Annotated in this window: 27 protein-coding genes; 10 read left to right on the forward strand and 17 right to left on the reverse strand. The window is 65.9% G+C overall.

The features are described 5' to 3' along the window. Window positions 1-24 precede the first annotated feature (24 nt). Entirely contained in the window at window positions 25-444 is a 420-nt protein-coding gene (locus ACJJVR_RS06460) for a hypothetical protein (RefSeq protein ID WP_405403155.1), read from the reverse strand. A 316-nt stretch (window positions 445-760) separates the two neighbouring features. Between ACJJVR_RS06460 and ACJJVR_RS06465 the strand changes: the two genes are divergently transcribed. Then, window positions 761-1,177, forward strand: coding sequence for a pore-forming ESAT-6 family protein (locus ACJJVR_RS06465; protein ID WP_405403156.1), 417 nt, complete (start codon window positions 761-763; stop codon window positions 1,175-1,177). Between the two features lie 53 nt (window positions 1,178-1,230). On the opposite strand, the gene ACJJVR_RS06470 is transcribed toward ACJJVR_RS06465, so the two are convergent. From ACJJVR_RS06470 to phhA, 7 genes are all read right to left on the reverse strand, one after another. Next, window positions 1,231-2,478 (reverse strand): AI-2E family transporter, encoded by a 1,248-nt coding sequence (locus ACJJVR_RS06470; RefSeq protein ID WP_405403157.1) that lies wholly within the window; start codon window positions 2,476-2,478, stop codon window positions 1,231-1,233. 126 nt (window positions 2,479-2,604) lie between these two features. Continuing rightward, on the reverse strand, window positions 2,605-3,831 hold the full coding sequence (locus tag ACJJVR_RS06475) for a saccharopine dehydrogenase NADP-binding domain-containing protein (RefSeq protein WP_405403159.1): 1,227 nt from the start codon (window positions 3,829-3,831) through the stop codon (window positions 2,605-2,607). A gap of 35 nt (window positions 3,832-3,866) precedes the next feature. After that, the gene (gene nspC, locus ACJJVR_RS06480) at window positions 3,867-4,961 is read right to left on the reverse strand and encodes a carboxynorspermidine decarboxylase (RefSeq protein WP_405403559.1); all 1,095 of its coding nucleotides are present in this window, start codon (window positions 4,959-4,961) and stop codon (window positions 3,867-3,869) included. A 111-nt stretch (window positions 4,962-5,072) separates the two neighbouring features. Continuing rightward, window positions 5,073-5,465 carry a hypothetical protein gene (locus ACJJVR_RS06485; RefSeq protein ID WP_405403161.1) on the reverse strand — a complete coding sequence of 131 codons (393 nt, stop codon included), beginning with the start codon at window positions 5,463-5,465 and terminating at the stop codon, window positions 5,073-5,075. A 10-nt stretch (window positions 5,466-5,475) separates the two neighbouring features. After that, window positions 5,476-6,261, reverse strand: coding sequence for a DUF6478 family protein (locus ACJJVR_RS06490; RefSeq protein WP_405403162.1), 786 nt, complete (start codon window positions 6,259-6,261; stop codon window positions 5,476-5,478). A 134-nt stretch (window positions 6,262-6,395) separates the two neighbouring features. Next, a complete protein-coding gene (locus ACJJVR_RS06495; RefSeq protein ID WP_405403164.1) occupies window positions 6,396-6,734 on the reverse strand; it encodes a 4a-hydroxytetrahydrobiopterin dehydratase in 339 nt (112 codons plus the stop codon). A gap of 13 nt (window positions 6,735-6,747) precedes the next feature. Beyond that, on the reverse strand, window positions 6,748-7,539 hold the full coding sequence (gene phhA / locus ACJJVR_RS06500; RefSeq protein WP_405403165.1) for a phenylalanine 4-monooxygenase: 792 nt from the start codon (window positions 7,537-7,539) through the stop codon (window positions 6,748-6,750). A gap of 120 nt (window positions 7,540-7,659) precedes the next feature. Between phhA and ACJJVR_RS06505 the strand changes: the two genes are divergently transcribed. Continuing rightward, window positions 7,660-8,121 (forward strand): Lrp/AsnC family transcriptional regulator, encoded by a 462-nt coding sequence (locus ACJJVR_RS06505; protein ID WP_405403166.1) that lies wholly within the window; start codon window positions 7,660-7,662, stop codon window positions 8,119-8,121. Here ACJJVR_RS06505 and cls read toward each other — a convergent pair whose 3' ends face one another. Beyond that, on the reverse strand, window positions 8,122-9,549 hold the full coding sequence (gene cls, locus ACJJVR_RS06510; RefSeq protein ID WP_405403167.1) for a cardiolipin synthase: 1,428 nt from the start codon (window positions 9,547-9,549) through the stop codon (window positions 8,122-8,124). It abuts the gene before it with no gap. Window positions 9,550-9,637: 88 nt separating this feature from the next. Here cls and accD point away from each other — a divergent pair, with 88 nt between their 5' ends. From accD to ACJJVR_RS06525, 3 genes are read left to right on the forward strand one after another with little or no spacing between them, the layout of a single operon-like run. Then, complete coding sequence (gene accD, locus ACJJVR_RS06515) at window positions 9,638-10,561, forward strand: acetyl-CoA carboxylase, carboxyltransferase subunit beta (protein WP_405403169.1); 924 nt, start codon at window positions 9,638-9,640, stop codon at window positions 10,559-10,561. 57 nt (window positions 10,562-10,618) lie between these two features. Beyond that, entirely contained in the window at window positions 10,619-11,887 is a 1,269-nt protein-coding gene (locus ACJJVR_RS06520) for a bifunctional folylpolyglutamate synthase/dihydrofolate synthase (RefSeq protein ID WP_405403171.1), read from the forward strand. Between the two features lie 27 nt (window positions 11,888-11,914). After that, a complete protein-coding gene (locus ACJJVR_RS06525; RefSeq protein WP_405403173.1) occupies window positions 11,915-12,280 on the forward strand; it encodes a DUF983 domain-containing protein in 366 nt (121 codons plus the stop codon). Window positions 12,281-12,299: 19 nt separating this feature from the next. On the opposite strand, the gene ACJJVR_RS06530 is transcribed toward ACJJVR_RS06525, so the two are convergent. Next, window positions 12,300-14,183, reverse strand: coding sequence for an acyl-CoA synthetase (locus ACJJVR_RS06530; protein WP_405403175.1), 1,884 nt, complete (start codon window positions 14,181-14,183; stop codon window positions 12,300-12,302). Between the two features lie 159 nt (window positions 14,184-14,342). Continuing rightward, window positions 14,343-14,843 carry a peptidoglycan-binding protein LysM gene (gene lysM, locus ACJJVR_RS06535; protein WP_405403176.1) on the reverse strand — a complete coding sequence of 167 codons (501 nt, stop codon included), beginning with the start codon at window positions 14,841-14,843 and terminating at the stop codon, window positions 14,343-14,345. Between the two features lie 169 nt (window positions 14,844-15,012). On the opposite strand from lysM, the gene ACJJVR_RS06540 reads away from it, so the two are divergent. After that, window positions 15,013-15,549: a CAP domain-containing protein gene (locus ACJJVR_RS06540; protein WP_405403177.1), complete on the forward strand. Its 537-nt coding sequence runs from the start codon at window positions 15,013-15,015 to the stop codon at window positions 15,547-15,549. 60 nt (window positions 15,550-15,609) lie between these two features. Continuing rightward, window positions 15,610-16,086, forward strand: a complete 477-nt coding sequence (locus tag ACJJVR_RS06545) for a CAP domain-containing protein (protein ID WP_405403178.1) — start codon at window positions 15,610-15,612, stop codon at window positions 16,084-16,086. Here ACJJVR_RS06545 and ACJJVR_RS06550 read toward each other — a convergent pair. Continuing rightward, window positions 16,083-17,882 (reverse strand): ABC transporter transmembrane domain-containing protein, encoded by a 1,800-nt coding sequence (locus ACJJVR_RS06550; RefSeq protein WP_405403180.1) that lies wholly within the window; start codon window positions 17,880-17,882, stop codon window positions 16,083-16,085. The genes ACJJVR_RS06545 and ACJJVR_RS06550 overlap by 4 nt on opposite strands. 70 nt (window positions 17,883-17,952) lie before the next feature. Then, entirely contained in the window at window positions 17,953-18,561 is a 609-nt protein-coding gene (locus ACJJVR_RS06555; protein ID WP_405403182.1) for a 5'-methylthioadenosine/S-adenosylhomocysteine nucleosidase, read from the reverse strand. Between the two features lie 130 nt (window positions 18,562-18,691). Between ACJJVR_RS06555 and zapE the strand changes: the two genes are divergently transcribed. Then, entirely contained in the window at window positions 18,692-19,801 is a 1,110-nt protein-coding gene (zapE, locus tag ACJJVR_RS06560) for a cell division protein ZapE (RefSeq protein ID WP_405403184.1), read from the forward strand. Here the strand turns inward: zapE and ACJJVR_RS06565 are convergent. Further along, entirely contained in the window at window positions 19,798-20,415 is a 618-nt protein-coding gene (locus tag ACJJVR_RS06565; RefSeq protein ID WP_405403185.1) for a DsbA family protein, read from the reverse strand. The genes zapE and ACJJVR_RS06565 overlap by 4 nt on opposite strands. A 60-nt stretch (window positions 20,416-20,475) precedes the next feature. Between ACJJVR_RS06565 and ACJJVR_RS06570 the strand changes: the two genes are divergently transcribed. Both ACJJVR_RS06570 and ACJJVR_RS06575 read left to right on the forward strand, forming a co-directional pair. Further along, entirely contained in the window at window positions 20,476-20,796 is a 321-nt protein-coding gene (locus ACJJVR_RS06570) for an HNH endonuclease (RefSeq protein ID WP_405403187.1), read from the forward strand. Window positions 20,797-21,300: 504 nt separating this feature from the next. Then, window positions 21,301-21,882, forward strand: coding sequence for an outer membrane protein (locus ACJJVR_RS06575; protein WP_405403189.1), 582 nt, complete (start codon window positions 21,301-21,303; stop codon window positions 21,880-21,882). Between the two features lie 69 nt (window positions 21,883-21,951). On the opposite strand, the gene ettA is transcribed toward ACJJVR_RS06575, so the two are convergent. Genes ettA through rimO form a run of 3 tightly spaced genes read right to left on the reverse strand, consistent with a single transcriptional unit; the run spans window position 21,952 to window position 25,922 of the window. Then, entirely contained in the window at window positions 21,952-23,607 is a 1,656-nt protein-coding gene (gene ettA, locus ACJJVR_RS06580; protein ID WP_405403191.1) for an energy-dependent translational throttle protein EttA, read from the reverse strand. A gap of 55 nt (window positions 23,608-23,662) precedes the next feature. Continuing rightward, window positions 23,663-24,562, reverse strand: coding sequence for a sulfotransferase family protein (locus ACJJVR_RS06585; protein ID WP_405403192.1), 900 nt, complete (start codon window positions 24,560-24,562; stop codon window positions 23,663-23,665). Continuing rightward, entirely contained in the window at window positions 24,552-25,922 is a 1,371-nt protein-coding gene (rimO, locus tag ACJJVR_RS06590) for a 30S ribosomal protein S12 methylthiotransferase RimO (RefSeq protein WP_405403193.1), read from the reverse strand. The genes ACJJVR_RS06585 and rimO overlap by 11 nt, the downstream gene beginning before the upstream one ends. Window positions 25,923-26,078: the final 156 nt, after the last annotated feature.

Here is a 26,078-nt window from a genome sequence, read left to right on the forward strand (position 1 = left end):
GCTCCATCACATTCGGCACCTGCGCTAGTTGCCAAAATTGCTGGCGGCAGGGGAATCGGTTTCGGGCGCTCTGTCATCCGTGGGCGGTACGGTTGCTGGTTCGGCGACGGCGCCCGCTGGCACCGGCTCGATGCCATCGACCATCACCAAGGTGCCGTCCATCGCGCTGAAGATCAGCTCTGTCGGCAGTCCGCCACGCTCGCCACTGACGACCAACGCGTCTGCGCCCCTGACAACAGCAACGTTTTCATAGCCTTGTGCCGATAGGCTGTCGATCACCTGTTGGTCGGTTGCGAATCCGTCCAGGGTGGGAAACTGAATTTCCTCCATCGTTGTCATTCCGTCGACAGGCGCCGCAGTCTGCGCACCGGACGCGGAAGCCATCACAATGGCAAGAACAGCGGCCTTGCCGCCCAGTTTCATGGCTGTGATCAGGTGGGTCATCGTTTTCTCCGGGAACTGCCTGCGCGGCATCAGCCGCAGTATGATGACCAACGAACCGCGCGGTCGCGCGGTTCAATCACGCCCGCGTCACGCTGTGCTAAGGCGATGGCTGATGCCTTTGTGTCCTGATGTGATCGACCGTCGACAGGCTGCGCCGGAACCCGCCTAAACCAGACGGTCGGGTTATAGCGTTCCGGCAGGGTCTTGCCGCTTTTGCGAGCCGACGCAACAAGCGCGGGTCATTCTGAAAACGGCGTTTTAGCGTCACACCGACGTCGCCCGGATCACCGCCGGGTACGCAAGAAAAGGAAACGATATGATCCGCAAGATTGCATTCGCCATGGGCCTGGGCCTGCTGCCCGCCGCTGTTTTCGCCCAGGACGCCGCAGCCCCCGCCGATCCGGCCCCTGCGCAGGCTGCCCCCGCTGATCCTGCCGCAACCTACGAGGCTGCGCGCAATCAGCTGGGCATCCTGCAATATTGTCAGGAGCAGGGTTTCACCGGCGCCGAAGCTGTCGAGGCGCAAGGCCAGCTGGTCGGATTGCTGCCCGAAGGTGACGAGGCCGTCGGCAGCGCCGCAGAGCAAAAGGGCGCCGAGGGAACCGTGTCTGTCGGTGGGAACGAATTGTCGCTGGCCGAGGCCGTCGAGGCCCAAGGAAGCACGGTAGAGGCGACCTGTCAGCAGATCGAGGCCGCCGTCAACGAGATCGCGCCGACCCTGCCGGCCGGCTGATCCGCAGGTCTGGCCACACAGCGAAACGGGCCGGCAATCGCCGGCCCGTTCTCTTATGGTCCATCGCGGGAAACATGTGTCGCGACCACCTCTGCGGTTGCGACGTGGGCGGCGGGACCATCTTCGGCCGTGGCACCGGCCTGAACCAGTTCGCGCGCCTCTTCCTCATCCTCGTCGGTCAGCGCGGGAGGGGCGTCGCCCGCCAGAAAGTTTCCGAATTTTTCCCATCCGGGGATATGGTCGGCCAGAACGCGAAGGACAACCAGCACCGGGACCGCAATGATCATCCCGATGACCGACCACAGCCAGGCCCACAGCGCGACACCCAGAAACACCACGACGGTGTTCATCTGCAGCCGCCGTGACACGAAAAACGGCGTGATGATCTGTCCTTCCAGCGACGTGAGGCCCAGATAGGTCAACGCGACCATCGCGGGCCAGAACAGCCCCGGCATCACCACCAGCGCGACCATCCCGGCGATGGCGACGCCAGTGATCGCCCCCAGATAGGGGATGAAGTTCAACAGGAACGCCCCGATCCCGAACAGCAGCGCGCCCGGCATGCCCCATGCCCACATCGCCAGCCCCACCGCCAGCCCCAGGCCCGCGTTGATGATGCTAATCGCACCCAGGTAATTGCCAAGCGAATCCTCGATCTGGCGCAGCGCCAGATACGCGCCGCGTTTGTCCCGCATCCGGTCGAAACTCTGCACGATCTTCAGATACAACAGGTCACCGGATGCGATCAGGAAAAACAGCAAGATCAGCGTGAACAACACCTGCCCCACCAACAGCGGCGCCATCTGCATGACAGTGCCCAGGGTTGTCTCACCCTCGGACTGGACGCGGACCGCGGCCGGCTCCTCGGGGTCGGGATCGGCGCTCTGCGCCTCGTCGATACGCTGCGCGGCGTCGCGCAGGTCGGCAAGACTGTCGCGCACGCTGTCGAATTTCTGTTCCAGCTGCGCGCTGATCAGCGGCATGTTGGTCATCGCCCGGCTAAGCGGGCCACTGGCCGCATAGGCAATGATCCCCACGGCCAGCAGGATCGACAGCGTGATGCCCGCCGCCGTCGCCGCATCGGGAATGCCGCGTCGTTCGGCAAACCGGCGCAGCGGCGTAAAGACAAAGAACAGCAGCATGGCCATGGTCACAGGCATCAGAAAGTCGCGGCCCGCCGCGATGGCCCCAAAAGCCATGACCAGAAAGATGCCGATCACGGCCCAATTTGCCAGCGCCGGAACCTTGCTGTCGGCGCGCTGTGAGAAACGTGGAAAGAGATGTCCTGAAGGACTTGGCATGTCGAACCCCCGATGCCGGTGCCGCGTTCCCCAACGCAGATGACACCGATGTACTGCGCAAACGCAATCGGCGGCCCGGATGTTCCGGGCCGCCGTTTTCATGCCAGCATTCTGGTTCAGCGGTGATCAGACCGGATGATCGCCCGATGCGTCGATGACGCGTGTCGGCAGGCCCATCTGGCCCAGCAGGTCCAGGAACGGCCGCGCGGGCAGGTCCTCGACATTGGCCATCTTGCCGGCGTCCCATGGGCCGCGTGCGATCAGGATCGCAGCGGCGACGGGCGGCACGCCAGCGGTATAGCTGATGCCCTGGCTGCCCACCTCCTGGAACGCTTCCTTGTGGTCGGCGACGTTATAGATGAACACCTCGGCCGACTTGCCGTCGCGGGTGCCGCGCACCAGATCGCCGATGCAGGTCTTGCCCTCATAGTCCGGTGCAAGGCTGGCGGGGTCGGGCAGCACGGCCTTGACCAACTTCAGCGGCACGACATCGGTGCCGTCGGCCAGCGTCACGGGCTGTTCGGACAGCAACCCCAGCTTTTGCAGGACGGTAAAGACGTTGATGTAATGCTCTCCGAACCCCATCCAGAACCGCACGTCGGCATCCGGGTAACGGGCCGCCAGGCTGTGGACCTCATCATGGCCGGACAGATACGCGGTGCGCTTGCCCACCACGGGCAGGTCCCATTCCCGCCCCACCTCGAACATGCGGTTTTCCTGCCACGCACCCTGCTGCCAGGAATAGACCATGCCGGTGAACTCGCGGAAATTGATCTCGGGGTCGAAATTCGTGGCGAACCATCGACCGTGCGACCCGGCATTGATGTCCACGATGTCGATGCTGTCGATCGTGTCGAAGTACTCGTCCTCGGCCAGCCGCGCATAGGCGTTCACGACGCCCGGATCGAAACCCGCACCCAGAATCGCGGTGATCCCCGCCGCGGCCACATCTTCGCGGCGCGTCCATTCGTAATTGCCGTACCAGGGCGGCGTCTCGCATACCTTGGACGGGTCCTCATGGATGGCCGTGTCGATATAGGCCGCGCCTGCGCGGATGCAGCCCTCAAGGACGGTCATGTTGATAAAGGCCGTGCCCACGTTGATGACGATGCCCGCATTCACCTGCCGGATCAGCGATTCCACCGCATCGGCGTCCATCGCGTCCAGCGCGTGGCTGGTCCACGCCATGTCGTGACCCTTGTCGCGCAGCGATGCGATGATGTCATCGGCACGCGACTGCGTCCGGTTCGCGATGTGCAGATCGCCGAATTCCGTCGCCCATTGCGCGACCTTGTGCGCCGTTACCTGGGCCACGCCACCGGCACCGATGATAAGCACGTTCTTCTTCGCCAATTCTGTCTCCTTCAGGTGGCAGAGGATGGGTCGCCTCAGGACAGGCTGCCTTTGAATTCGTCATAGCCGAAGCTGCGGATGGTGCGGATCGTTCCATCCTCGTCGCGAATCGCGATCGAGGGCATGGCGACGCCGTTGAACCAGTTCTTCTTGACCATCGTATAGCCCGCGGCATCCGCGATGCTGACCCGGTCGCCGATCTGCAGGGGGCGGTCGAACCCCGCCTCGCCAAAGATGTCGCCCGCAAGACAGGTCTTTCCCGCGATCTGATACCGGTGGTCCCCATCCTGCGGCAGGCGGGCCTCCTGACGATAGATCAGCAGGTCCAACATATGCGCCTCGGTGCTGCTGTCCACGATCGCCACGGGCTTGCCGGTGTCGATGATGTCCAGCACGCTGACCTCCAGCGTGGCGGTGTTGGTGATGCAGGCCTCTCCGGGTTCCAGATAGGCCTGCACGCCGAACCGGTCCTGAAACGCGCGCAGCCGCGCGGCCAGCCGGTCCAGCGGATAGCCCTCGCCCGTGAAATGGATGCCGCCGCCCAAGGACACCCAGTCCAGCCGGTGCAGGATCGCGCCGAACTCTTCCTCGATGCGGGTCAGCTGGCGGTCGAACAGGTCGAAATCGCCGTTTTCGCAATTGTAGTGGATCATCACGCCGCTGATGCGGTCCAGCGCGCTTTCCAACCGCGACACCTCTCCCTCGCCCAGACGGGAAAAGGGGCGCGCCGGGTCGGCCAGATCGAACCCGCTGGTCGAAAAGCGCGGGTTCAGGCGCAGACCGGTGGCGATGCCCGCGGCCTTGTCGCCGTACCGGTCCAGCTGCGACAGGCTGTTGAAGATGATCTTGTCCGCATAACCCACCGCCGCGTCGATCTCGTGGTCGGCCCAGGCCACGGAATAGGCGTGCGTTTCCTTGCCGAATTCCTCATGCCCCAGGCGCAGTTCGTACAGCGACGACGATGTGGTGCCGTCCATGTACTCGCGCATCAGGTCGAACACCGACCATGTGGCGAAACATTTCAACGCCAACAGCGCCTTGGCGCCCGACGCCTCGCGCAGCCAGGCGACCTTTTCCATGTTGGCGCGCAGACGGGCCATGTCCATCAGGTAATACGGCGTCTGCGGCAGCGTCATGGTCAACCTCACGTCAAGGAACATAGGCGGGGGCGGGTCGCGAAGCCGCGATATAGCCACGCCCCCCGCTTTTCGCAAGGAACCATGACGGCAGGGTGACGGTGCCTAGCGTCCCGCCACGCCGGCGGCAAACCGGCGCAGCTCTCGCTTGACCAGCTCCAGCTCGGCGCGCAGGGCGGCGATCTCGGCAATCAGATCCTCGTCCAAGGGCTGGCCCGCCATCAGCGACAGTCGCGCCAGCACATGCCCGTCGGGGCCACTGTCCGCGCCCGACGCGGCGGCGGTCTTCAACAGCAGCGTCTGCAGCCCGTCCGACAGGACATCGGCGGGCAGGTCCGTCTCGACCTGCCAGCAGCCGGGGCCATCCGGTGTCAGGCGGGCCTCGGCCAGGATCTCGGCGTGGTGAACCAGCACCACACGAACCTCGGGCGCGTCGATACCCGACAGATGCCCGCGCCAGACGCCGCCCTTCAGGCCGTGATTGTCGAAATGCGGCATGGCGATATCCTCAGATCTGGGCGCGGGGATGGCGCGACAGGATCACGTCGCGCAGCCCGACCGCGTTCATGAAAGGCGCCTCGAAGATCAGGTCAAGCCATGCCTTCTCGACCGTCCGGGCGGACAGTTCGGCATAGCCAAGGTCGAATTCCACGGTGCGGGCGCAGTTGCGGCCCTCGATCGGCTCGCCCATCTGGCGCAGCATGGTTTCGGTGTTGGGCCCCTGCTGGATGTTCAGCCGGGCATAGACTGCGATGGGACGTTCCGCCTGCAGCGTCGCGTCCAATCGGATGATGTGATGCCCGGCCAGATCGGCCAACGCCTCGGGCGGCAGCGACAGCGAAAACGACAGGAAGCTGCCGGAAAAGCCCATGACCTCCAGGGCCAGCCCGTAATCGGACAGGTCGGTGGCGCGCCGGTTGCGCACCTGTCGCATGATCAGGGCGCGTTGCGGGCAGTCATGGAACAGCGCCACCTCGGGGGACAGCCATTTGCCGGTATCGGGGCCGATCAGTGCAGGGGCTGCGTTGCGCGCCTGCAGGATCTGGGGGCGCCAGCGCCAGTCGGTACCCGCCGGCAGTTCGATCCGCGCCAGCGAACCGCGCGCGCTGGTGCTGCGGGCATCAGTGGCATGCAACAGGCGGGACAGAACCTGATGCAGGTCGCGCGCCTCGTCGCGCAGGTCGGGGTCCAGGGGGCTGTCGCGGCGCGTGACCGATTTCAGCATCCGCGACCAATGGCGGGCGGCATAGCCCCGCCTGCGACGCGACAGCCATCCGGTCTCATGGCCAGACATGGCTGCGCCCTCCGGTCTGACGCCGGACATCCCGGACAAGGCTACGATTCGTCATGCGGCACGGCCCGTATGCTGGATTCCCTTTGTCGGGGATAGACCGTGATGCGCCGCCGGACAACCCTGACGCGTGCGGATCACGCGACCAGTGCGTCCAGCCGGGCGGCACAGATGAAATCGTTGTCAGTCAGCCCCCCCGCCTCGTGCGTGGTGAACGTCACGGCGCAATATCCCCAGCCAAACGCAATGTCGGGGTGGTGGCCCTGCTTGTTGCCCAGCCATGCGGCCAGGTTCGCCATCTCGACCGCCTTGGCAAAGCCCTTGAAGGTGAACCGCCGGGTGATGGCGGTCGCGTCATCCGGCATGGTCCAGTCCGTCAACTGCGCCAGCATCGTGGCGGCGGTCGTGGGGTCATGGGGGGCCACGCCCCCCTTGCAGGGTTCACAATCACGGGCGGCAAGATTGCAGGTGGTCATGGCATCGGTCCTTTCAGGCGGCGGTCTTGGGCGGATATTTCGGCGCGTGCAGCCCCAGGGCGCGGGCCTGCGCGATGTCGGCCAGCAGGTCGCGCCGGGCAGCAGCGAACAGGTCATCCAGATCGTCTATCACGAAATAGACCGGTTGGTGGATATCGATGCGATATGGCGTGCGCAGGATGTCGATCACGTCAAAGGGCCGCTGTTCCGGCTGACCGGAAATCGCCCAGGGCAGTTCGGTGACCGAACTGGCAAGCCCCGACCCCAACGCCTTCAGCTGTCCGTCCTCGCGCATCAGCCCGAACTCGATCGAGAACCAATAGAGGCGGATCAGCCAGGCGTAATCGGCCTTGTCGCAGCGGGTGCCCGCCGCACCGATCGCCTGGCTGAAGGCGGCAAAGGCCGGATCGGTCAGCAGGGGTGTGTGGCCGAATATTTCGTGAAAGATGTCCGGCTCTTCGATGTAATCGAAATGCTTGCGCTTGCGGATAAAGCTGGCGGCCGGGAACGTCCGGTCGGCCAGCATGCCAAAGAACCGCCCGAACCCGATCAGCGCGGGCACCGGCTCGACCCGCCACCCGGTCAATGGGTCCAGTTTGGCCGACACGTCGGGGCATTGCGGGACGCGGTCCCGTGGGAGGTCCAACAGGTCCAGCCCCCGCAGATAGGGTGACGCCATGTGCGCCCGGACTGCGGGCAACTGTTGCGCCATCAGGTCGCGCCAGACGGCATCCTCCTCGGCGTCATAGGCGATGAAACCCCGGTCGTTGGCAACCTTGGCGGCATATTCGGTCGATTTCGGCATGACATGTCCTCCTCCTGTGGTCCAGATTACCGCAAGGCGGGGGAATTCGTTGCCGAACTGTGTTGTCCCTGCACCCGGGCCGGCACAAAATACTGATAAATACCATTCTGGAGGCAAGATATGCCCGATCTGGACGATGCCGACCGGCGCATCCTGCGCCTGATGCAACAGGACGCCACACTCTCGACCCAGGGGCTGGCCGATGCGGCGGGGCTGTCGACCTCTCCGGCATGGCGGCGGCTAAGGCGGCTGATCGAGACCGGGGTGATCGACCGGCAGGTGGCGCTGGTCCCGCCAGCCAAGGCGGGGCTGCACGCGCTGGCCTATGTCCAGGTCTCGCTGCTGGACCATACCGAGGCGACGCTGGCACGGTTCGACCGCTTCGTGCAGACCGAGGCGCAGATCCTGGAATGCGCGACCATCACCGGAACCTTCGATTACCAGTTGAAGATCGTGGCCGCCGACCCCGAGGGGCTGGAACATTTCCTGATGCGCCGGATGTTGTCCCTGGGCATCATCCGCAGCACGGTGACGCATTTCGTGCTGCGCCAGACGAAATACACGACCGCCCTTCCCCTGTGATCACAACAGCGGCGATGCCAGGGCCAGCGCGTTGTTGCGGATGCGCCGCCACGGAGACCAGGCGCGGACCTGATCCAGCGTGATCGCATCGGCCCGCGCAACATAGCTGGCCTGCCGCGCGTCCAGCAGTCCCACGAACTCGGCGTCATAGACGGCCATGTTGACCTCATAGTTCAGCTCAAAGCTGCGGCGGTCCAGGTTCGCACTGCCGATCATCGCCATGCGCCCGTCCACGGTCATGATCTTGGAATGCAGCAGCCCGTCATGGAACAGCATCAGCCGCACCCCCGCGGCCAGCAGCCCGTAATAGAACCCCTGGCTGGTCGCCCCGACGATCAGGCTGTCGTTGCGGGCGGGCAGGATCATCGTGACCTGTACCCCGCGCCGCGCCGCGGCCCGGATCGCGGCGTCCAGCGCATCGTCGGGGACGTAATACGGCGTGGTGATCACCACCCGGTCGCGCGCCGCGTGCAGCATCGCGTTCAGACAGTCCGACACGGTGCCCGCGCGCAGGTCGGGTCCGGTGGCCACCACCTGCGCCGCCACGCCCGGATCGGCAACCGACGCCACGGGTTGCAGCATCGGCCCCAGGTCGCGGCCCGTATAGCTCATCCAGTCTGACAGAAACACGCCCTGCAGTTGGCGCACCGCCGGTCCCTCGACCCGCACCAGGATGTCGACCCAGGGGCCGAAACGCGCCTTGATCGCGAATGCCATATCCGCGCAGTTGCGGCTGCCCGTAAAGGCAACGGTGTTGTCGATCACCAGGATCTTGCGGTGATTGCGCAGGTCCAACCGCTGGAACAGGATGCTGATGAAGGGCAGGCCCCAGGGAAACGCGGTGACGCACTCGACGCCTGCCTGACTCATCTGGTCCCACAGTTCGGATCGTACCAATGTCCGCGACCCCAGGGCGTCGACAATCACGCGGCATTGCACGCCGCGATCCTCGGCCCGGCACAGGGCCTGGGCGATCTTGGTGCCGCTGACATCGGGCAACCAGATATAGAACAGCAAATGCACATGATCGGTCGCCGCATCGATCGCCGCCACCAGATCGTCGATGGCCGCGTCGCTTTCCTCCAACAACTGCAGGCTGTTGCCGTGGACAGCCTGCATGCCGCCGACGGCCTCGTTCGCGGCGATGACCGCACCTGCCGGGTCGGACCGATCGGCCCGGACGGCGGGCGCGGTGGTGCGCAACCCGGTCAGGCGGTCGCGCACGTCGGACATGCGCTGGACCTCTGCCTGCTTCGTCCGGATCTCTCCGAACAGCAGATAGGCGACGATTCCCACCAGAGGCACCGCCTCGATCACCATGATCCAGGCCAGCCGGACCGAGGGTTCGACCCTGGGACGCAGCAGCACGCGGGCAATGATGACCAGCGACAGCGTCGTATGCGTTGCAAAGAACAGGGTGGTCCACATGGACGACATCATCCGCCCGCCCCCCGGCAATTGCAATTCCCCGCGTGGGGGCCTATCTGAGGGCCTGCAACAGCCAAGGCAATTCGCGATGAACTGGATCACGAACTACGTCCGCCCGCGCATCAACTCGCTGTTCTCGCGGCGCGAAGTCCCCGAGAACCTGTGGACGAAATGCCCCGAATGCGGGACGATGCTGTTCCACCGCGAACTGTCGGACAATCTGAACGTCTGCACGAACTGCGACCACCATATGGCGATCACGCCGCGTGACCGTTTCGGCGCGCTGTTCGATGGTGGCGCCTTCATCGAGGTCAAGGTCCCCGAGCCCATCGCCGACCCGCTGCAGTTCCGCGATCAAAAGAAATACCCCGACCGCATGAAAGCCGCCCAGAAATCGACCGGCGAGAAGGACGCCATGCTGGTCGCCGAGGGAGAGATCGGCCGCACCCCGGTCATCGCCGTGGGCCAGGACTTCAGCTTCATGGGCGGGTCGATGGGCATGTATGTGGGCAACGCGATCGTGGCCGCCGCCGAACGCGCGATCAAGGTCAGAAAGCCAGTGATCCTGTTCTCGGCCGCCGGCGGCGCCCGCATGCAGGAAGGGATCCTGTCCCTGATGCAGATGCCCCGCACCACCGTCGCGGTGGAAATGCTGCGCGAGGCCGGCATCCCCTATATCGTCGTGCTGACCCACCCGACCACGGGCGGCGTCACCGCCAGCTATGCGATGCTGGGCGATATCCACATCGCGGAACCCAACGCGCTGATCTGCTTTGCCGGGCCGCGCGTGATCGAACAGACCATCCGCGAAAAGCTGCCCGAAGGGTTCCAGCGCGCCGAATACCTGCTGGAACACGGCATGCTGGACCGTGTGACCCATCGTGGCAAGCTGCGTGACGAACTGGTGTCGATCCTGCGGATGCTGGGCGGCCTGCCCGCCCCCACCCGCGCCGACCTGCCCGCGCCAGAGCCTGTGACGGAACCGATGCCCGCGCCGGTCCCTGCCGGTTAAGCCGTTCTTCTTTGCTGAAATACTCCGGGGGTCCGGGGGCTGGCCCCGGTGCATGACATGAACACATCCGATGCGATCCTGTCGCGCCTCATGGCGCTGCACCCCAAGGTGATCGACCTGTCACTGGACCGGATGCACCGGCTGCTGGCGGCCTTGGGCCATCCCGAACGCGCCATCCCCCCGGTGATCCACATCGCGGGCACCAACGGCAAGGGCAGCACGCAGGCGATGATTCGCGCGGGCCTTCAGGCGGGCGGGGCGCAGGTCCATGCCTATACCTCGCCGCATCTGGCGCAGTTCCGCGAACGCATCCGCCTGTCCGGTACCCTGATCGAGGACGACGCGCTGGCCGACCTGCTGGCAGAGGTCGAGGCCGCCAATGACCGCCAGCCCATCACCTTTTTCGAGATCACGACCGCCGCGGCCTTTCTGGCCTTTGCCCGCACCCCCGCGGATTACACTCTGCTGGAGGTGGGCTTGGGCGGACGACTGGACGCGACCAACGTGATCGACGCGCCGCGCCTGACGGTCATCACGCCCGTGTCCATCGACCACACCCAGTATCTGGGCGACACCCTGCCCCTGATCGCCGCGGAAAAAGCCGGGATCATCAAGCCCCGCGTCCCCGTCATCGTCGGACCACAACACGACGACGCCCTGCGCGTGATCGAGGCGCGCGCGATGGGCCTGTCCGCGCCCATCGTGGCCCATAGCCAGCACTGGATGATTCAACCCGAACGCGACGGCATGGTGTTCCAGGACGATCACGGGCTGTGGGACCTGCCCCTCCCGAACCTGATCGGCCCGCACCAGATCCAGAACGCGGGCACCGCGCTGGCCGCCCTGCGCGCGCTTGGCGCCAATGACGCGCAGGCCCGCGCCGCGGTCACACAGGCCGAATGGCCCGCCCGGATGCAGCGTCTGCGGCACGGCCCCCTGGTCGACCTGGCGACGGCGGCGGAACTGTGGCTGGACGGCGGGCACAATCCGGCGGGCGGACAGGCGCTGGCCGCGACGCTGGCCGCGATGCCCGCGCGTCCAACGCATCTGGTCTGCGGCATGCTGAACACCAAGGACGTCGCCGGTTACCTGCGCCCGCTGGCCGCCCATGCCGCCAGCCTGACCGCCATCGACATTCCCGGTGAGCCGAACACCCTGCCCGCCACCCAGACCGCCGACGCCGCGCGACAGGTCGGCATGACCGCGCATGTCGCGCAGGATGCCGCGCAGGCGGTGGGCGATCTGGTGGCCCGCAGCCCCGGCGCGCGTATCCTGATCTGCGGATCCCTGTATCTGGCCGGGCGCGTCCTGCGCGACAACGGCTAGGCGACGCCCGAACCCAAGGAACAGCCCATGACAGAGATCAGAGACAGCCGCGCCGCCATTCTGCGGGGCGTGATGAACCGCTGCCCGTCCTGCGGCGAGGGCCAGTTGCTGCAGGGTTATCTGAAGGTGAACCCGGTCTGCACGCATTGCCAGGCGCCCCTTGGCCGCTATCCGGCGGCGGACGGGCCTGCGTTTTTCACCATGACGGTGATGCTGCTGGTGCTGATCCCGCTGTTCGGCATCATCTGGAACGTCTGGCGTCCCGAACCCGTCACCCTGTTGGCCATCACCGGGTTGATCACCACGGTGATGACACTGGTGCTGCTGCGCCTGATCAAGGGCGCGTTCATCGGCTATCTGTGGGCCAAGGACGAACAGGACCGGGGCGCCTGAACGACCCCGGCCCCGTGGTTCAGGCCCAATCCCAAGGCGTCGTGAACTGGCCCAACTTTTCGCGGACCTGATCCTCGGCCACGTCGCCCTCGCGGGACAGGCGGGCGACCAGACCGCGTTTCTTGTCCTCGCGAACCTCGACCACGCGGGCGCCTGTCCCCTGCAGGGCGGTGTCATAGACGCGGCTGATCGCAAGGCGGCGCAGGTCCGGCTTGAAGATCTTGCCGACAGCCGTCTTGGGCAACTCGGACAGGATCTCTATGTGCTTGGGCACGGCGGCGCGTTCATGGATATGGTTGCGGGCATGGCTGGTCAGCTCGTCGACGGTCACGGACGCACCGTCCACCAGTTCGACGTAGACACAGGGCAGCTCGCCCGCGAATGCGTCGGGCTGGCCGATGGCGCCGGCGAATGCCACGGCAGGGTGCGACAGCATCCCCTCCTCGATCTCGGCGGGGTCGATGTTGTGGCCGCCGCGGATGATCAGATCCTTGGCCCGCCCGGTGATCCACAGATAGCCATCCGTGTCGATCCGACCCAGATCCCCTGTGCGCAGGTACCGGTCATCGGCGAACAGCTTGTGGTTCTTGTCGGCCTCGGTATAGGTCGAACCGGGGAAAACGCCGGGATTGGCCACGCAGATCTCTCCGACGACATCGGCGGGACATTCATGCACCCGCCCCGCATCGTCGTGGTTCAGGATGCGCACATGCGTATGCGGCAACGGGATGCCCACGGACCCGACCTTTTTCAACCCGTCGACGGGGTTGCAGCTGACCAGACAGGTGGCCTCGGTCAGGCCGTACCCTTCGGCGATCTCCACACCGGTGGCGGCCTTGAAGCGGTTGTACAGCTCGATCGGCAGCGGCGCCGACCCCGAGATGGCGGTTTTCAGGCTGCTGACATCGGCATTCACCGGACGCTGCATCAGCGCGGCGATGGCGGTGGGCACGGTCATCAGGAACGTCACCTGCCACCGCTCGATCAGCTTCCAGAAGTTGTCAAAGACGCCGTCGCCCCGGTATCCGGCGGGCGTGGGCATGACCACATGCGCCCCCGACGCGATGCACGACATCAGCACGGGATAGGCCGCAAAGACATGGAACATCGGCAGCGGGCACATCAGCACGTCGGTCTCGTCGAACAGCAGGGTTCCCCCCAGCCAGCCGTTATAGATCATGCCGCTGTACTTGTGCTGCGCGACCTTGGGGGTGCCGGTGGTCCCGCCGGTGTGGAAATAGGCGGCGACGCGGTCGGTTTTCGGGTCGTCGAAATCCAGACCGGTATGCTTGCGCGCGCTGGTCGCGGCCTCGAAATCCAGGACCCGGGCCTTGTGGCGCACCTTGACCTTGGGGCGGACCAGCGGAACGATGAACCGTTTCAACCCGCGCAGGTGGCGGTTCAGGTCGACCTCGATCACATGGGTGACGTTCGGGGCATCGGCCACGGCGTCGGCGGCCTTTTGCGCCACGTCTGTCTTTGGGAATGCCTTCAGCGTCACCAGCACCTTGGCATTCGTCTCGCGCAGGATGCCTGCGATCTGGTTGGCGTCCAGCAGCGGGTTGATCGGGTTCACGATCCCCGCCGTGGCACCGGCCAACAGCACGATCGGCGTCTCTATGGTGTTCGGCAGCAGATAGGCGACGGTATCGGTCGGTCCCACGCCAAGGCTGCGGAACAGGTTTGCCGTTTCCGTCACACGCTCCAGCACGTCCTGCCATGACAGGGTGACGGCGTGATCCGCAGGCCCCGACAACAGCTGAAATGACATTGCGGGGCGTTGTGGGAAACGCTGCGCCGTGCGCGCCAGAAAATCATAGATCGTGACCGGCAGGCCGCGTGCGTCAAAGCTGCTTTCCTGCTCGATCCTGTCGCGGTCCGCATAGCTGCCGAACTTGCCCATCTGGTCCCCCTTTTATTGGACCACATCGGCTGCGGTCCCTCCCTTGCGCACAAGATGGTCCGACAACGCCGGAGGGGGCAAGGCCTGACCGGTCCAGGCGGTCGTAAAACGCCGCGTCAACACGTGGTCGACGCGGCGTCAGAGGTCACGATGACCGTGTCAGTCAGCTGCAGGAATGCGCAGCATCTGGCCCGGATAGATCTTGTCCGGATCGCTCAGCATCGGGCGGTTCGCCTCAAAGATCGCGGTATATTTGTTCGAACTGCCCAGATGCTCCTTGGCGATGGCCGACAGGGTCTCTCCCTTCTTCACGGTGTGAAAGACGGGCTGGGGCGCGTCGGCGGGCAGGTCGGCCTCGACCTTGGCGATGCCCTCGATGTTGCCGACGGCCAGGATCAGCTTTTCCAGCGTCTCGCGGTCGGCACCTTTGGACTCGACAACCACCGTGTCACCGCGCAGGCGCAGATGCACGTCGTCGCCATCCAGGTTCAATGCGCGCAGTTCCGCCTTCAGCGCGGCAACCTTGCGTTGGGTATCATCGTCCGACGCAGGCTGCGCGGGGGCTGCTGCGGGGGCGGGGGCCGCCGGCTTGGGCGTGGCGGCCTCTGCCTTGCCGAAGACCGACTTGCCGGCGTCTTTCACGAAATCCCATATGGCCATGTCATGATATCCTTGTGATGTCCTGCCCTCTGAACGACCACCGCGTCGGCACGGTTCCGCCAAAGCGGCCGTCCAGCGCGGCAGTCTGGGCGAAATCGCTTGTTAACCCGGCCCGGCTATAAGAACCAAGGCGCGCTTGGCAACGAGGTTATCGTACGGCATGACATACATGACAGGACACGGACCGGGATCGATGCTGATCCTGTGCGCGGCGCTGCTGGCGGGATGCGCGACAACCCCACAGCCGCCGACAGGCAGCGACCCTTATGCCGTTCAGGTCGGCCCACCCGGCCAGGCGCAATGCGTCACGACCGGGGCCGCCCAGAACGCGATGGGGGCACAGGTGACGAACCGCGCCCGTGCGCGTGCCGGACTGGCCCCTGTGCGGGCCAACGCCAATCTGGCCCGTGTTGCGGCCCGCCACGCCTGCGACATGGCGCAACGCGGGCGCATGACCCATCTGGGCAGCACCACCACCGGGCCCGCCATGCGGCTGAAGCAGGCGGGCTATCAGCCGACGATCTCGGCCGAGAACATCGCCGCGGGCCCCTTCTCTCTGCCGCGGGTTCTTGCGGAATGGACCGCATCCGCAGAGCATAACAGCAACATCATGCTGCCGCAGGTACGCGACTTTGGCGTGGGGCAGGCGACATCCCAGGATGGGCGGACGACATATTGGGCGGCCGTCTATGCGGCGCCACGCTAGCGCATGGCAAAGCCCCAAAGGCACAGGCCGCGTTCGGACCCTCAGCACCACAAGGTTGGCATGACCCGACATCTTTCCTGCTTTGCCGCGGTGGCGATGATCGTGGCCGGCGCCTGGCCTGCCCATGCGACGACCTCCTGCGAAATGCCGACACCTTTGGCCAGCCAGGCGATCGCGTCCGCGGTCAGTCAGATGCGGGCAAAGGAAGGGTTGGGGCCAGTGACCGTCGATCCCGCACTGACGGCGGCCGCAACGCAACAGGCCTGCCGGATGGCCGCCCGCGGCAGGCTTAGCCATCAAGGTGGCGGCGGGGTCAAGTCGCGTGCCCGGTCCGCAGGCTATGCAGCCTCGGTTGTGGCAGAGAACATCGCCGCAGGCCAACACAACGCAGATGCCGCAATGCGCAGTTGGGCCAGGTCTCCCGGGCACCGCTCGAACATGCTGCATGCGCGCGTCCACCACGTGGGCATCGGCAAGGCGCTGGCGGCGGACGGACGAACGGTGTTCTGGGCGATGGTGCTGGCCGCGCCGCGTTAGGCGGTTTCGGCCACCTGTCCCGGACCGTCGGTAAACTGCATCCGTGCCAGCCGGGCATACAGCCCGCCCTGCGCCACCAGTTCGTCATGGCTGCCGGTGGCCACGATGCGCCCCTGATCCAGCACGACGATGCGATCGGCCTTTTTCACCGTCGCCAGACGGTGGGCCACCACCACGGTCGTCCGCCCCTCGGCAAGACGGTTGACCGCGGCCTGAACCAGCGATTCCGATTCCGCATCCAGCGCGCTGGTCGCCTCGTCCAACAGCAACACCGGCGCGTCGCGCAGGATCGCGCGGGCGATTGCGACGCGCTGGCGTTGCCCCCCCGACAGCATCACGCCGCGTTCGCCCAGGGCGGTGTCGTACCCCTGCGGCAGCGCCGCGATAAAGTCATGCGCATGCGCCGCCTGCGCCGCCGCCTGCACCTGCGCATCGGTCGCGTTGGGGCGCCCAAGGCGGATGTTGTCGGCGGCGGAGGCGGCAAAGATCACCGGGTCCTGGGGCACCAACGCGATATGGCTGCGCAGATCGACGCGCGCCAGCTGGCGCAGGTCGGTGCCGTCCATCGTCACGCGGCCCGACTGCGGGTCCCAGAACCGCTGGATCAGCTGGATCACGGTCGTCTTGCCGGCACCCGACGGGCCGACCAGCGCCACGGTTTCGCCTGGCCGGATGGTCAGGTCGATCTCGTGCAGCGCCGGGGCGTCGGGGCGCGACGGGAACGAAAACGCGACATCCTCGAACACGATCTCTCCGCGGACAGGCAGCAGCAGGGGCACCGGGCGGGCCGGATCGGTCAGCGTGTCCGTGGCCGACAGCAGTTCGGCCAAGCGCTCTGTGGCCCCCGCCGCACGCTGCAATTCACCCCATATTTCCGACAGCGCGCCCGCGGCACCCGCGACCAGAATCGCATAGATCACGAACTGCACCAGCTGTCCGGCGGTCATCACACCGTCCTGCACATCGCGCGCGCCGATCCACAACACGCCGATGACCCCCGCAAAGATCAGAAAGATCACGATGGCGGTCATCACCGCCCGCGTGCCGATGCGGGTGCGGGCCACGACATAGGACTGTTCGGTCACGTCGTCGAACCGCACCATGCTGCGAGCCTCGGCGGTATAGGCCTGGATGGTCTGGGCGGCCAGCAGGGTTTCCGATGCGGTGCCGGATGATGCGGCGATCCAGTCCTGGTTGGCGCGCGACAGCGTGCGCAACCTGCGACCCAGCACGATGATCGGGATCAGGATCGCGGGCACGATCAGCAGCACCAGCCCCATCAGCTTGACCGAGGTCCAGGCCAGCATCGCCATGCCCCCCGCCAGGATCAGCATGTTGCGCAGTGCGATGGACAGCGACGACCCCACGACCGACTGGATCAGCGTGGTGTCGGTCGTGATGCGCGACAGGATTTCGCCCGTCATCACGCGTTCGAAGAACGCGGGCGACAGGGTGATGACGCGGGCATAGACCGCCTTGCGGATGTCGGCCACGACCCGTTCGCCCAATCGCGTGACAAAGAAATATCGCGCCGCCGTGCCCAGGGCCAGCAGCCCCACGATCATCAGCGCGGCGCCGAAATACTTGTCCAGCAGACCCGCGCCGTCGTCGAAATTATCAACCACCCGGCGCGCGGCCAGGGGCAGGATCAGGCTGATCGCCGATGTCACCACCAGCGCCACCAGCGCCAGGACCATCTGCCCGCGATAGGGTCGCACGAACGGCCACAGCGCGCCAAGCGCCCCCACCTGACGGCTGGTGGGCCGGTCTTCCAGATTGCTTGCGCCGCGTGCCATGATCGCCCGTCTTTGTCAGTTGCCGCCCCGGTTTAGGGGTCCGCCGCCCCAAGGACAAGCGCACGCCCTGTCACAGGACCAGTCGCCCCTGCGCCAGCGCGTCGCGCAACAGGTCCACAGCCGCCGCCAGACGGGCGTCGATCACCTGCAGATGGCGGGTCCAGTCGTCCATCCCGCCCAGATCCGCCGCGCCGTCGGAAATGCCGCGCAGCCCTATCAGCGGCACGTCGAAATGCTGGGCGGCGCGCAGATGGGCGAATGTCTCCATGTCGACCATGTCCTCCTCGATCGCGGCATAGGCCGGGCCGCTGACGATATCGGCGCCGGTGGACAGGCTGGCCACGGGCAGGCCGGGGATGCGATGCGGCAGCTCGATCACCCGCGGCAGGTCCAGCAATGGCGTGCAGCCGCGCGTGAACCCCAATGCGCTTGCGTCGATGTCGCGCCACGCGACCGCGCCGACCTGATAGACCTCTGCCTGCGTCAACCGCGCCGATCCGGCCGAACCCAGGGACACGATCAGCCGGGGCAGCCGGTCCATGCGGGCCAGCGCGGCGGTCAGCTGGACCGCGGCCTCGACCGGGCCGATGCCGGTCATCAGGGGCTCGATGCGCGCGCGCAGGGCGGGGCCGTATTCGGGCTGGGCGGCCATCACGAACAGGATCGGCAGGTCGGTCATGGGCGCACCTTTGTCAGCGGGGATCATGCCGGGGTCGCACGGCGCCCTTGCAACGGTCAAGGCCGCAGACCCTTGCAGGCACGGGCCGCGCCGTGGCAGGGGTGCATCGGTCACAGGACAGGGGCACGCCATGGGCAGGGTCAGCGATCTTTACCGCCAGCGCATCGCATCGGGTGCGCTGCGCCATGACGACGCGCAGGCGCGGGTGTTGCCGCACATGGACCGCGTGCTGGACCAGTTGCAGGCAGCAGAGCCGCCGAAACAGCGGTCGGCATGGCGGGCGTTTCTGGGTGTGGGCAGCCCCGCGCCCAATCCCGCGGTGCAGGGGCTGTACCTGTGGGGCGGCGTCGGGCGCGGCAAATCCATGCTGATGGACCTGATGGCGGACGCGGCCGGCGACATTCCCACCCGCCGGGTGCATTTCCACGCCTTCATGCAGGAAATTCAGGCTGGCCTGAACGAGGCCCGCAAGCGCGGCGAACAGGACACCGTCCGCCCCGTGGCCGAGGCCGTCGCGGCCCAGGTCCGGCTGCTGTGCTTTGACGAGATGCAGATCACCGACATCGCCGACGCGATGATCGTGGGGCGGCTGTTCCAGGTGCTGTTCGATCAGGGGGTGACGGTGGTCACCACGTCGAACCGCGAACCGGACGACCTGTACAAGCACGGGCTGAACCGACAGCTGTTCCTGCCCTTCATCGCGTTGATCCGCCAGCGGATGCAGGTGGTGTGTCTGGACAGCCAGACCGACTATCGCCAGAATCGCCAGGGGGGCCAGGTCTGGTTCGCCCCCGCCGATGCGACGGCGCGGGCGGCACTGGACGCGGTCTGGGCCGATCTGACCGATGGCGCCACCCCCGAACCTCTGGTCCTGCCCGTGCAGGGGCGACAGGTCACCCTGCCCGCCCATGTCGGTCGCGCCGCGCGGTCCAGCTTTTGGGACCTGTGCGGCAGGCCGTTGGGACCTGCCGATTATCTGGCGGTGGCGCATGCGGTGGACGTGCTGCTGATCGACGGGGTGCCGCGACTGTCCGCGTCGAACTATAACGAGGCCAAGCGGTTCGTGACCCTGATCGACGCGCTGTACGAGGCGCGGGTCCGCCTGATCGCCAGCGGCGCCGACCAGCCCGAACAGCTGTACAACGAAGGCGAGGGCAGTTTCGAATTCGAACGCACCGCATCCCGCCTGCGCGAGATGCAGGACGCATCCTGGGGGCGGCGGGACCAGACGGGGGACTAGACCCCCATCGTCTGCCGACCGCGCTGGACCAGCGCGCGCAGCTCCTCCAGCGTCATCGCGCCGAATGCGGCCTCGTCCCCGCAGATGAAGCTGGGCGTGCCCATCAGACCCATGTGGTCGGCCAGCAGGTGGCTGTAGGTGATGTGGCGTTCCACGGATTCGGCATCCATGCCAACGCGGATCGCGGCCTCGTCCAGGCCCAGATCGCGGACGGCACGCATCACGGTCGGCTCTTCGGCGCGGGCGCGCATGCCCAACAGGGCGGCGTGCAGGCGCCAGTAGTTGCCCGTGGGCAGCGTCGCCAGCGACACACGGGTCGCAAACTCCGACCCCGCGCCAAAGACCGGCCATTCGCGCAGCACCACCCGCAGCTGCGGGTCAGACCGCACCAGCTGTGACATCACCGGCAGCATCGTCTTGCAGTGCGGACAGTTGTAATCAAAGAATTCGGTCAGCGTGATGTTGCCGTCGGGGTTGCCCAGCACCGGCGCGGTGGGGTCGCGTTCCAGCGCCTGACGCAGGTCGTCGGGCATCGGGTTGGCACGGTCCTGCGCCAGGGCGGGCATCGCCACAAAGGCGCCGGCAGAGGCCAGAAGAAAGCGGCGGGTCGGCATGGCTTGTCCTTTCGGCGGGTCCGGGGTCAGATGCCCTTGGGCCTAACCGACGGCGGACAGATGCGTAAATCCAGATATACCGAACCAGCGGTCACGATGGCGTCAGACCCCGACCCGGTCTGCCCCCTGTGCCTGCGCCCGATCCCGCCCGACGTGCCGCAAAGCCGCCATCACCTGATCCCCAAGCTGCGCGGCGGCAAGGGCGGGCCCACGGTTCTGCTGCACCACATCTGCCACAAGACGATCCACAAGACCCTGCGCGAGACCGAACTGGCCCGCACCGTGAACACGGTCGAGGCGCTGCGCAACCATCCCGACCTGGCCCCCTTCTGGGCTTGGATCGCCCGCCGCCCACCGGGCTTTTCCGGCAAGACACGCTGAAACCGGGGTTTATTCCCCTCGCGGCAGCGGGATCGGGATGCGCCCTGGGGCGGTCGTCCGTTGCGAAAGAACTGTCCGATGCCCCGGTTGATCCTGACCGCGCTGGCCTTGGGCGCCCTGACCGGCCCCGCGGCCTTGGCCCCGTAATCATCGTCAACCCTGACGCCCGGACCCACGACGCATCCATGCCCGACAGTCCGGCGGTACCCTGCGGGCGATCCCTCGGCACGTCACCTCCTGACATGCGCATGGGTTCGGCAAGACCCCGTATCGCGCTGAACCGACAGCGTTGACCATCGCGCGCGTCGTGGAAAGACCGCCCGTGAACGCCGCATGCCCCTTTCGCAGTCCGGTGCGGGAGTTCGGCCTGCACCGCTCACGCAGGGTCACAAGCATGTGGTTGCGACCCTGCAACGGGGCACGAGGGTATCGCGGTCGCAAACCTTTCGGCAGGCCTGCCAGACAGTTACCTGTGCCTCGTCATCAGACTGAGAAGGACCTGTCATGAAACTTGCACTCGCGACCCTTGGCGCAAGCCTGTTTGCCGTCACCGCCCATGCCGGGGGCTATGTTGCCCCCGTGGTCGAGCCCGCGCCCGCGCCCATCACCGCATCGGCCGTGACGCCGGTGTCCGACTGGACCGGCTTTTATGCCGGTCTGCAGTACGGCCAGGGCGATGCCGACGTCTCGTTCGACGGCGACAGCGTGTCGACCGATTTCGACGCCTACGGCGTGCACGGCGGCTATGACCGCGACTTTGGCCGGTTCGTGCTGGGCGGAGAGCTGGACTACAACCGCATTGAACTGGACGATGCCGGCGAAGGCGACCTGGTCCGCCTGCGGGGCCGCGCAGGCTATGACCTGGGCCGCTTCCTGCCCTACGTCTCGCTTGGCGCTGCGCATGTCGACGCCGACGATCTGTCGGAAACCGCCTTTACCTATGGCATCGGCGCCGATTTCAAGGTGACCGAGCGTGTGACGGTTGGTGCAGAATACACCCGCCAGGACTTCGACGACGTGGCCGACCTGTCGGGCGGCGATCTGGATACCGACATGGTGCAGGTGCGCGCCTCGTTCCGGTTCTGATCTCCGCAATCCGAACGCGAAAGGCGGCCCCCGCGGGGGCCGCCTTTTTCATTGCCGCGACCGGGACGCTCAGCGGGTGAATTTCTTGTACTTCACGCGCTTGGGGTTCACCGAATCGGGGCCCAGACGGCGGATCTTGTCCTGCTCATAGGCCTCGAAGTTGCCTTCGAACCATTCGACATGGGCATCGCCCTCGAACGCCAGGATATGCGTGCACAGGCGGTCCAGAAAGAAACGGTCGTGCGAAATGATCACCGCGCAGCCCGCGAAATCATCCAGCGCCGCCTCCAGCGCCTGCAGGGTCTCGACGTCCAGATCGTTGGTCGGTTCGTCCAGCAGCAACACGTTGCCGCCCGATTTCAGCAGTTTGGCCATGTGCACGCGGTTGCGTTCGCCGCCCGACAGGGTGCCGACCTTTTTCTGCTGGTCGCTGCCCTTGAAGTTGAAGGCGCTGCAATAGGCGCGGCTGTTCATCGTCGCATCGCCCAGGGCGATCAGTTCGGCGCCGCCGCTGATCTCTTCCCAGACGTTGTGGCCGTCGCCCAACGCGTCGCGCGACTGGTCGACATAAGACAGCTGGACCGTATCACCCAGAGTGATCGTGCCTTCGTCGGGCTGCTCCTGTCCGGTCAGCATGCGGAACAGGGTCGATTTGCCCGCACCGTTCGGACCGATCACGCCGACGATCCCGCCGGGCGGGATGGTAAAGTCCAGATTCTCGATCAACAGCTTGTCGCCCATCGCCTTTTTCAGGCCGATGACCTCGATCACCTTGCCGCCAAGGCGTTCGCCGTTGGGGATGATGATCTGGGCGCTGGTGATACGCTCTTTTTCGGTCTTGTTGGCCATTTCGTTATAGGCGTTGACGCGGGCCTTCTGCTTGGCCTGACGGGCCTTGGCACCGGCGCGGATCCATTCCAGTTCCTTTTCCAGAACCTTCTGCTTGGACTTGTCCTCGCGGGCCTCCTGGGCGACGCGTTTGGCCTTGGCCTCCAGCCAGGACGAATAATTGCCCTCGTGCGGCAGACCACGGCCGCGTTCCAGCTCCAGGATCCAGGTCGTGATGTCGTCCAGGAAATAGCGGTCGTGGGTCACGGTCAGGATCGTGCCCTTGTACTCAATCAGGTGCTTTTGCAGCCAGGCGATGGTTTCCGCGTCCAGGTGGTTGGTCGGTTCGTCCAACAACAGCATGTCCGGCGCCTCAAGCAGCAGCTTGCACAGCGCGACCCGGCGGCGCTCGCCGCCCGACAGCGTCGACACGTCCGCATCGTCGGGCGGACAGCGCAGGGCCTCCATCGCGACATCCACCTGGCTGTCCAGATCCCACAGGTTTTCCGCGTCGATCTGATCCTGCAGGGCCGACATCTCTTCGGCGGTCTCGTCCGAATAGTTCATCGCCAGCTCGTTATAACGATCCAGCTTGGCCTGCTTGGCCGCGACGCCCAACATCACGTTGCCGCGCACGTCCAGAGATTCGTCCAGATGCGGCTCCTGCGGCAGATAGCCGACGGTCGCGCCCTTGGCGGCCCAGGCCTCTCCGGTGAAATCCTTGTCGATTCCGGCCATCACGCGCATCAGGCTGGATTTGCCCGATCCGTTGACGCCGACGACGCCGATCTTGACGCCCGGCAGGAAGTTCAGCTTGATGTTCTCAAACACCTTCTTGCCGCCGGGATAGGTCTTGGACACGCCATCCATGTGGTAGACGAACTGATAGGACGCCATCGGAAACTCCTGTAATTTTGCCGCTTTGTAAGGGAAACGGGCGTCCGAGGGAAGATCAGCGCACCTCGTCCGCGAAATCGGCGCCCATGATGTCGCGCAGTGCCTTCATCTGCGGGGCCAGCCGGGCCTCCAGCGCGGCGATGGCGCGGGGGGGCGGCATCGGCCCGTCGGGATTGGCAAAGACCTTTTGGGTCAGGTTGGCGTAAAAGCACGGGCCCAGCCCCAAATGCGCCTCGACCGCGTCCATGACCTGGTGCGGGGCCCGCGCGATCCGGCCGAACGGCAGGACCAGCATGTCGGGATAGCGCGCCAGCCAGCGCGGCAGATAGGCGGCATAATCGCCGCGTTCGTCCAGAACCGGGTTCGCGACCTCGGCCAGCCAGTCGGCCTCGGTCACGGGGGTGCGCTTTTCGCGGCGCAGGTTCATGCGCAGCTGGGATATGGCACGATCGACGGGGTGGCGGATCAGATAGATCACGCGGGCCTTGGGCAGCAGGTCGCGGACCGCCTGCACCCCTTCGTCCGGCAGGCCGGAATATTCGGGGGTGAAATCCATCGGCATGGCATGTTCGGGGGCGGGGGCAAACACGCGCTTGTACCATTGGTTGTGGAACATCTTGCCGCTGGTGATGGCGGTCAGATAGGCGTCCAGTTCCGGCTGCAGCGCCACCTTGCGCGTCTTGTGTCGGTCGCGGATCTCCTGCGGCTTGTTGCGGTAATGCCAGGCGATCCAACGGCGGTGTTCGGGAATGTGCAGCTGGTTGAAATACTGCACCTCCTTGAAGGGCGGGATCCAGACCTGCGGGTGCTGGCCCAGCATCTGCGCCAGCCAGCTGGTCCCGGCCTTTTGCGCCCCGATGCACAGTGCGCCGGGCTTGCGGGGCTGGCCCTGGGGGTCAAAGGCCGGACTGATCGTCAGCGTCGTGATCAGGCGCGACACGGCGTCAGCGCTCAAGTGTTCCCCAAAGGTCATAATCGCCCGCCTCGTCCACCGTCACGGTCACAATATCGCCGGGGCTCAAGGCGTCAAACCCCTGATCGATGAACAGGTTGCCATCGATCTCGGGGGCATCGGCCTTGGTGCGGCAGGTGGCCCCGTCCTCGTCGACCTCGTCCACGATCACCTGGATGCGCTGGCCGACCTTGGCGGCCAGCTTGGCGGCGCTGATGGCCTGGGCCTTTTGCATGAACCGTTCGAACCGGTCCTGCTTGACCTCGGCGGGCACATGGTCGGGCAGATCGTTGGCCCGCGCGCCCTTGACGTTTTCGTACTGAAAGGCGCCGACGCGGTCCAACTGAGCCTCGTCCAGCCAGTCCAGCAGGGTCTGGAACTCTGCCTCTGTCTCTCCGGGATAGCCCACGATAAATGTCGACCGCAGCGTGATGTCGGGACAGACGTCGCGCCATGCGGCGATCTCGTCCAGCGTCCGGGCGGCGGCGGCGGGCCGCGCCATGCGGCGCAACACGTCCGGGTGGGCGTGCTGGAACGGGATGTCCAGATAGGGCAGCACAACACCGTCCGCCATCAGCGGGATCAGATCGCGCACATGCGGATAGGGATAGACGTAATGCAGCCGCACCCACGCCCCCAGGCTGCCCAGATCACGCGCCAGATCGGTGATGTGGGCGCGATGCCCTCGGTCGGTCGCGTGCCGCAGGTCCAGCCCATAGGCGCTGGTATCCTGGCTGATCACCAGCAGTTCGCGCACACCGGCCTGCACCAGGCGTTCGGCCTCGCGCACCACGGCATGGGCCGGGCGGCTGACCAGACGACCGCGCATGTCGGGAATGATGCAGAATTTGCACTTGTGATTACAGCCCTCCGAGATCTTCAGATAGCTGTAATGGCGCGGTGTCAGGCTGACCCCGCTGGCAGGCAGCAGGTCGATGAACGGGTCGGGCTGTGGCGGCACGGCGGCGTGGACCGCGTCCAGCACCTGTTCGTACTGATGCGGGCCGGTCACGGCCAGCACCTTGGGATGCGCGCCGGTGATGTAATCAGGCTCCGCCCCCAGACAGCCGGTGACGATCACGCGACCGTTCTCGCGCAGCGCCTCGCCGATGGCATCCAGCGATTCAGCCTTGGCACTGTCCAGAAACCCGCAGGTATTGACCACGACCGCATCGGCACCGTGGTAATCGGCGCTGATCGCATAGCCCTCGGCCCGTAGCCGGGTCAAAATGCGTTCGCTGTCGACCAACGCCTTGGGACAGCCAAGGCTGACCATGCCGATGGTCGGCTGACCGTCACGACGGGCATCCGGGACGCGCGCACGCGCAAGGTCGGGGCGAAGTTCGGGCGGGTTCTGCTGCATCCGCCGCACATAAGCGATTCGGGGTCGCGGGGAAAGTCCGTTCCGCGATCAGCGGCGGCGCATGAAACGGCGGATCATCTTGAAGATGGCAAACAGCTTGAGCAGGCGGAACATGGGGCTCTCCGGTGTGGGTTGACGGACCCAACGTCACCGATG

The organism is Paracoccus sp. Ld10, from assembly GCF_045064235.1.
Lineage (GTDB): Bacteria > Pseudomonadota > Alphaproteobacteria > Rhodobacterales > Rhodobacteraceae > Paracoccus.

Coding starts and splice junctions, on each gene's coding strand:
- ACJJVR_RS06490 (WP_405403162.1), bottom strand. CDS start 6,261: ATGTCTGGCCATGAGACCGGATGGCTGTCGCGTCGCAGGCGGGGCTAT.
- ACJJVR_RS06545 (WP_405403178.1), top strand. CDS start 15,610: ATGACCCGACATCTTTCCTGCTTTGCCGCGGTGGCGATGATCGTGGCC.
- ACJJVR_RS06540 (WP_405403177.1), top strand. CDS start 15,013: ATGACAGGACACGGACCGGGATCGATGCTGATCCTGTGCGCGGCGCTG.
- ACJJVR_RS06550 (WP_405403180.1), bottom strand. CDS start 17,882: ATGGCACGCGGCGCAAGCAATCTGGAAGACCGGCCCACCAGCCGTCAG.
- ACJJVR_RS06505 (WP_405403166.1), top strand. CDS start 7,660: ATGCCCGATCTGGACGATGCCGACCGGCGCATCCTGCGCCTGATGCAA.
- zapE (WP_405403184.1), top strand. CDS start 18,692: ATGGGCAGGGTCAGCGATCTTTACCGCCAGCGCATCGCATCGGGTGCG.
- ACJJVR_RS06525 (WP_405403173.1), top strand. CDS start 11,915: ATGACAGAGATCAGAGACAGCCGCGCCGCCATTCTGCGGGGCGTGATG.
- ACJJVR_RS06460 (WP_405403155.1), bottom strand. CDS start 444: ATGACCCACCTGATCACAGCCATGAAACTGGGCGGCAAGGCCGCTGTT.
- ACJJVR_RS06465 (WP_405403156.1), top strand. CDS start 761: ATGATCCGCAAGATTGCATTCGCCATGGGCCTGGGCCTGCTGCCCGCC.
- rimO (WP_405403193.1), bottom strand. CDS start 25,922: ATGCAGCAGAACCCGCCCGAACTTCGCCCCGACCTTGCGCGTGCGCGC.
- ACJJVR_RS06520 (WP_405403171.1), top strand. CDS start 10,619: ATGAACACATCCGATGCGATCCTGTCGCGCCTCATGGCGCTGCACCCC.
- ACJJVR_RS06530 (WP_405403175.1), bottom strand. CDS start 14,183: ATGGGCAAGTTCGGCAGCTATGCGGACCGCGACAGGATCGAGCAGGAA.
- lysM (WP_405403176.1), bottom strand. CDS start 14,843: ATGGCCATATGGGATTTCGTGAAAGACGCCGGCAAGTCGGTCTTCGGC.
- accD (WP_405403169.1), top strand. CDS start 9,638: ATGAACTGGATCACGAACTACGTCCGCCCGCGCATCAACTCGCTGTTC.
- ACJJVR_RS06495 (WP_405403164.1), bottom strand. CDS start 6,734: ATGACCACCTGCAATCTTGCCGCCCGTGATTGTGAACCCTGCAAGGGG.
- ettA (WP_405403191.1), bottom strand. CDS start 23,607: ATGGCGTCCTATCAGTTCGTCTACCACATGGATGGCGTGTCCAAGACC.
- phhA (WP_405403165.1), bottom strand. CDS start 7,539: ATGCCGAAATCGACCGAATATGCCGCCAAGGTTGCCAACGACCGGGGT.
- ACJJVR_RS06565 (WP_405403185.1), bottom strand. CDS start 20,415: ATGCCGACCCGCCGCTTTCTTCTGGCCTCTGCCGGCGCCTTTGTGGCG.
- ACJJVR_RS06575 (WP_405403189.1), top strand. CDS start 21,301: ATGAAACTTGCACTCGCGACCCTTGGCGCAAGCCTGTTTGCCGTCACC.
- ACJJVR_RS06470 (WP_405403157.1), bottom strand. CDS start 2,478: ATGCCAAGTCCTTCAGGACATCTCTTTCCACGTTTCTCACAGCGCGCC.
- ACJJVR_RS06555 (WP_405403182.1), bottom strand. CDS start 18,561: ATGACCGACCTGCCGATCCTGTTCGTGATGGCCGCCCAGCCCGAATAC.
- ACJJVR_RS06570 (WP_405403187.1), top strand. CDS start 20,476: ATGCGTAAATCCAGATATACCGAACCAGCGGTCACGATGGCGTCAGAC.
- ACJJVR_RS06485 (WP_405403161.1), bottom strand. CDS start 5,465: ATGCCGCATTTCGACAATCACGGCCTGAAGGGCGGCGTCTGGCGCGGG.
- cls (WP_405403167.1), bottom strand. CDS start 9,549: ATGTGGACCACCCTGTTCTTTGCAACGCATACGACGCTGTCGCTGGTC.